We start from the raw sequence: 5,250 nt of genomic DNA, 5'->3' as shown, positions 1-5,250 counted from the left end.
CACGGGGGGAAGCCGACGGCCCCACCGGGGTGTCCGCGCCGAAGGACGGCATCATCCTGACCCGCCGCTCGCGCCGCATCATCCGCGCCGGCGAGGATCTTCTGAAGCTGGTCGGCGACAGGAAGAGCACCGACGCCCGGTCGGGAACGCTGGAGGACTGACTTAACCCGAAATAGCCAGTCGCGCCTTCGCCTCCAGCCATTCCGCCATCTGCCGGTAAGGCACCGGGCCGTGGCTGATGCGGGCGACGCCGAGTTCGGCCAGCCGCTGGCGCGGCGGCACGTGCCCCAGCGCAATGATGTTGACCGGCAACGCGATTGCCTTGCAAAGCGTCTCGATCAGGTCCTCATCGCCAAGACCCGGCGCAAAGAAGCCGTGTGCGCCGGCTTTTTCGAAGGCCTGCGCGCGCTCGATGGCCTGGTCGAGCAGGACGTCGTCATGCGCATCCGGTTTCGCCTTGAGGAAGATGTCGGTTCGGGCGTTGATGAACGCCGGTATGCCGGAGGCCTTGACGGCCGCTGCCGCAGCTTCGATGCGTTTTACCTGAACAGAAATGTCGTGCAGGCCGGTGCCGCCGACAACCTGGTCTTCGAAATTGAAACCGATAGCGCCGGCCCGTAGCGCCAACGTCACCGTGCGAGCCACAATCTCCGGATCGACGCCGTAGCCGCCCTCGAGGTCCATGGTCACCGGCAGGTCGACGGCAGTGACGATGCGCTTGATGTTGTCGAGCGCCAGCTCCAGCGGGATTTTCTCGCCATCGGCATAGCCGAACGCGGCAGCCACCGGCCAGCTTCCGGTGGCGATCGCCTTGGCGCCCGCTTTCTCGACGATCTTGGCCGAACCCGGATCCCAGACGTTGTAGAGAACGATCGGGTTTCCCTTGACGTGGAGGGAATGGAACGTCCGCGCACGCTCGATCTGCTCGGTCATGGTGTTTTCCCGTCTCCTGCTGTTAGAGGAACAGTCTAAGCGGCACTGTCCGCCCTGGCGATGTGCCATGAGACGCTGAAGCGGCGGCCACCGGACAGGCTTTTCAAATCAGTTGCGCATCCGGTTTTTCGCGGCTATGGATTTTCGCCATGAACATGCGTTCGATCAAGACCATTTGGTGGTGGGCCTGCTGACAGCGGCCTGTTCGAACACGTGCGCGTGAAAAGAGAGGGTGGCCGCAACGGAAAGTCCGGGCGGCCATTTGTTTTTTCCAAGCCATTCCCGGGTCCGTTGCCCCAAGACGCTGATGGAGACGGCAATGACGATAAAGCTTCTGGAAAACGGCGCGGAAAGTTTCGTGACCGCGGGTGGCATCACCATCACGCGCGCGCGCCACGACCGGCCCTATGCGGGCGCGATCGACGCTTACGTTGACGGCCTGAATTCGCGCCGCGGCGCTGTATTTTCCTCGAACTATGAATATCCCGGCCGCTACACGCGCTGGGACACCGCCATCATCGATCCGCCACTGGTCGTCTCGGCGCGCGGCCGTGCCATGCGCATCGAGGCGCTGAACCGCCGTGGCGAGGCGCTGCTGCCGGTCATCGGCAAGGCGCTCGCCAGCCAGGCGGATGTCACCATCGCCGAGACGTCGAAGACACTCATCCGCCTCGATGTCGCCAAGCCCGGCCGTGTCTTCACCGAGGAGGAGCGCAGCCGCGTCCCTTCAGTCTTCACGGTGCTGCGCGCCATCACCGCTCTGTTCAGGACCGAGGAAGACGCCAATCTCGGTCTCTACGGCGCTTTCGGCTACGACCTCGCCTTCCAGTTCGACCCGGTCGACTACAAGCTCGAGCGCAAGCCAAGCCAGCGCGACCTGGTGCTTTTCCTGCCCGACGAGATCCTGGTCGTCGACCATTATTCCGCCAAGGCCTGGACCGACCGCTATGACTATGCCGGCGAGGGTTTTTCGACCGAAGGGCTGCCGCGCGACGAAATCGCCGAGCCGTTCAAGAGCCCTGACCGCATCCCGCCGCGCGGCGACCATGAACCGGGCGAATACGCGGATCTGGTGCGCAAGGCGATGGATTCGTTCAAGCGCGGCGACCTGTTCGAGGTCGTGCCCGGCCAGATGTTCTACGAGCGCTGCGAGACGCAGCCATCCGAGATTTCGCGCAAGCTGAAAGCCATCAATCCGTCGCCCTATTCCTTCTTCATCAATCTGGGCGAAGGCGAATATCTGATCGGCGCCTCGCCGGAAATGTTCGTGCGCGTCAACGGCCGCCGCGTCGAGACCTGCCCGATCTCAGGCACCATCAAGCGCGGCGACGACGCCATTTCCGACTCAGAGCAGATCCTGAAACTGCTCAACTCGAAGAAGGACGAATCCGAGCTGACCATGTGCTCGGACGTCGATCGCAACGACAAGTCGCGGGTCTGCGAGCCGGGTTCGGTGCGCGTCATTGGCCGTCGGCAGATCGAAATGTATTCGCGCCTGATCCACACGGTCGACCACATCGAAGGCCGGCTGCGCGAAGGCATGGATGCCTTCGATGCCTTCCTGTCGCATGCCTGGGCGGTCACCGTCACCGGCGCGCCGAAACTGTGGGCCATGCGCTTCATCGAACAGAACGAGAAGAGCCCGCGCGCCTGGTATGGCGGTGCGATCGGCATGGTCAATTTCAACGGTGACATGAACACCGGCCTGACGCTCCGCACCATCCGTATCAAGGACGGCATTGCCGAAGTGCGGGCCGGCGCCACATTGCTGTTCGACAGCATTCCCGAGGAAGAAGAAGCAGAAACCGAACTGAAGGCATCCGCCATGCTCTCCGCCATCCGCGACGCCAAGACAGGCAATTCCGCCAGCACCGAGCGAACCACCGCGCGCGTCGGCGACGGCGTCAACATCCTGCTGGTCGACCACGAGGATAGTTTCGTCCACACGCTGGCCAATTATTTCCGCCAGACCGGCGCCAACGTCTCGACCGTTCGCTCGCCGGTGCCTGAGGAAGTCTTCGACCGGCTGAAACCCGATCTCGTCGTGCTGTCGCCCGGCCCCGGCACGCCGAAGGACTTCGATTGCGCCGCAACCATCAAGAAGGCGCGCGCCCGCGAACTGCCGATCTTCGGCGTCTGCCTTGGCCTGCAGGCATTGGCGGAGGCCTATGGCGGCGAACTGCGGCAGCTGCACATACCGATGCACGGCAAGCCGTCGCGCATCCGGGTCTCCAAGCCCGGCATCATCTTCTCGGGCCTGCCCAAGGAAGTGACCGTCGGCCGCTACCACTCGATCTTTGCCGATCCGGTGCGCCTGCCCGACGATTTCATCGTCACAGCCGAGACCGAGGACGGCATAATCATGGCCTTCGAACACCGCAAGGAGCCTATCGCCGCGGTACAGTTCCACCCGGAATCGATCATGACGCTCGGCCACAATGCCGGCATGCGCATCATCGAGAACATCGTCGCCCACTTGCCCCGCAAGGCCAAGGAAAAGGCCGCCTGACGATCATGGCTGAAGCCGAGAACACGATGGCGACCGCGGCCAAGGCGGCCGCGAAGCGCAAAATCGCCAATCTTGCCTTCTGGTCGATTATCGTCGCTTTTGTCGTGCTCGCGCTGAAGGCTGCCGCCTGGTACGTCACCGGCTCGGTGGCGCTCTACTCGGACGCCTTGGAATCGATCGTCAACGTCATTGCCTCGGTTGCAGCCTTCTGGGCGATCCAGGTCAGCCACAAGCCGGCCGACCAGGACCACCCTTTCGGCCATCACAAGGCCGAGTATTTCTCGGCGGTGCTGGAAGGCGTGCTGATCGTGCTCGCCGCCCTTTTGATCCTCAACGAGGTCTGGCGCCACTGGCAGACCCCGGCACCGCTCGAACAGCCCTGGGAAGGTCTTGCCGTCAACGGCGTCGCTACGGTCATCAACGCCTTCTGGGCCTGGACGTTGATCCGCGCCGGCAGGGCGGAGAAATCACCGGCGCTGGTTGCCGACGGCAACCACATCATGACCGACGTGGTCACCTCGATCGGCGTCTTCGGCGGCCTGGTCGGAGCGATCCTGACCGGTTGGCAGATCCTTGACCCCGCACTTGCCGTCCTCGTGGCTTTGAACATCCTGTGGCAGGGCTGGCATGTCATAGGCTCGTCGATGAACGGCCTGATGGACCGCGCCGTCGACACCCAGGAACACATGCGCATCCGTGACGTCATCTCGGCCAATTGCAAGGGCGCGCTCGAGGTGCACGACCTCAAGACGCGCATCGCCGGCCGCGCCACCTTCATCGAGTTTCATCTGGTCGTCGACGCAGACATGTCGGTCGGCGCCAGCCATGTCATCTGCGACCGCATCGAGGACGCGCTGAAGGCCGAAATCCCCTCGGTGCGCGTCACCATCCATGTCGAGCCCGACGACGAGGCCAAGCTGCCGAAGGGCACGACGGCCGTGCCGTTCGCCTGAGGCGATTTCCTGTAGCGACTTGGGAAAATTAACCGAAGCTTCTCGACTTCGTCATCCACGGGCGAAGCAGGAGCGAAGCTCCGTCGCGGAGACCCGAGGATCCATGCCGCGACCTTCGTAGAGTGCAGCGGAACAGAATTCTGCACCGCAGCAGCGCTCAGATGTCACGCATGGATCCTATGGTCTGCGCCGCCAGTCTCTATCGGCCTTCCAAAGCTGCCTCAACAAAATCGTCGTCAAGTGGCCCGGTCAAACTGTCGAGCCAGACCCAATCCTGCGCAAGCGGTTCGAGAACGACCGCTCGGCCCTCGCGACGGATTGAAATCTCGCCGGTATCGAAACGGTATTTCTTCGGCATGCGTACTGCTTGCGATCCGCCAGACCAAAAGACTTTTGCCTTATCCATTCGCGCCCTCCATTGAAGCTCAAGGCGAGCAGGCCGATTGCGGCATTGGCTGCAGCCGGTAGACCTTGTCGTCGGATTTCGTCTTGCCGTCGGCGGCCTTCGAACACAGGTCGACGATCGCGAGCGCGCTGTTGGGGTTGGCCAGCATCATCGTGCCATTGGCGCCACGCTTGAGGAAAATCTCCTTCTGCGCGATGTCGCAGGAAGAATCGCTCATCTTCGAACTGGCCGCGCAGCGCCACTGATCGGCTTCGCCCTGGCAGGAATAGGTCTGCGTAACCTCAGCCGATTTCTGCCGTGTGGTGACGGTAACGGCAATGTCGGCGCCGTCTGGCCAGTTGGCGGCGTCGCCACCCGAGGCGAAGGACGCCAGCTCTACCTTGCCGCGGAAAACCCGGATCGACCGGGTGAGTTGATCGGGGTGCGAGCCGAGATGCGCTGCATCGTAG

At 63.0% G+C, this 5,250-nt stretch carries 4 protein-coding genes and 2 pseudogenes; 3 read left to right on the top strand and 3 right to left on the bottom strand.

Features of this window, described 5'->3' with window-relative positions; translation table 11 throughout:
* A pseudogene (locus tag EN906_RS39015) lies at positions 1 to 161 on the top strand (peptidase M14); the annotation flags it as partial.
* Between the two features lies 1 nt (position 162).
* On the opposite strand, the gene EN906_RS22070 reads toward EN906_RS39015, so the two are convergent.
* Positions 163 to 933, bottom strand: coding sequence for an isocitrate lyase/phosphoenolpyruvate mutase family protein (locus tag EN906_RS22070; RefSeq protein ID WP_127273278.1), 771 nt, complete (start codon positions 931 to 933; stop codon positions 163 to 165).
* Between the two features lie 319 nt (positions 934 to 1,252).
* Here EN906_RS22070 and EN906_RS22065 point away from each other — a divergent pair, with 319 nt between their 5' ends.
* Positions 1,253 to 3,442: an anthranilate synthase gene (locus EN906_RS22065; RefSeq protein ID WP_127271719.1), complete on the top strand. Its 2,190-nt coding sequence runs from the start codon at positions 1,253 to 1,255 to the stop codon at positions 3,440 to 3,442.
* Positions 3,443 to 3,447: 5 nt separating this feature from the next.
* Positions 3,448 to 4,395, top strand: a complete 948-nt coding sequence (locus tag EN906_RS22060) for a cation diffusion facilitator family transporter (protein WP_127271270.1) — start codon at positions 3,448 to 3,450, stop codon at positions 4,393 to 4,395.
* A gap of 199 nt (positions 4,396 to 4,594) precedes the next feature.
* Here EN906_RS22060 and EN906_RS22055 read toward each other — a convergent pair whose 3' ends face one another.
* Together EN906_RS22055 and EN906_RS22050 are read right to left on the bottom strand one after the other, a co-directional pair.
* Positions 4,595 to 4,801: an AbrB/MazE/SpoVT family DNA-binding domain-containing protein gene (locus EN906_RS22055; RefSeq protein WP_032808618.1), complete on the bottom strand. Its 207-nt coding sequence runs from the start codon at positions 4,799 to 4,801 to the stop codon at positions 4,595 to 4,597.
* Positions 4,802 to 4,820: 19 nt separating this feature from the next.
* Positions 4,821 to 5,250: pseudogene (locus EN906_RS22050) on the bottom strand (hypothetical protein); the annotation flags it as partial.

Origin of the sequence: Mesorhizobium sp. M7A.F.Ca.CA.004.06.1.1, from assembly GCF_003999135.1 — a bacterium.
Classification (GTDB): domain Bacteria; phylum Pseudomonadota; class Alphaproteobacteria; order Rhizobiales; family Rhizobiaceae; genus Mesorhizobium.
The sequence above is the reverse complement of the archived record's forward strand: the minus strand, read 5'-3'. Positions and strand labels throughout refer to the sequence as shown.

Coding starts and splice junctions, on each gene's coding strand:
- EN906_RS22070 (WP_127273278.1), bottom strand. CDS start 933: ATGACCGAGCAGATCGAGCGTGCGCGGACGTTCCATTCCCTCCACGTC.
- EN906_RS22065 (WP_127271719.1), top strand. CDS start 1,253: ATGACGATAAAGCTTCTGGAAAACGGCGCGGAAAGTTTCGTGACCGCG.
- EN906_RS22060 (WP_127271270.1), top strand. CDS start 3,448: ATGGCTGAAGCCGAGAACACGATGGCGACCGCGGCCAAGGCGGCCGCG.
- EN906_RS22055 (WP_032808618.1), bottom strand. CDS start 4,801: ATGGATAAGGCAAAAGTCTTTTGGTCTGGCGGATCGCAAGCAGTACGC.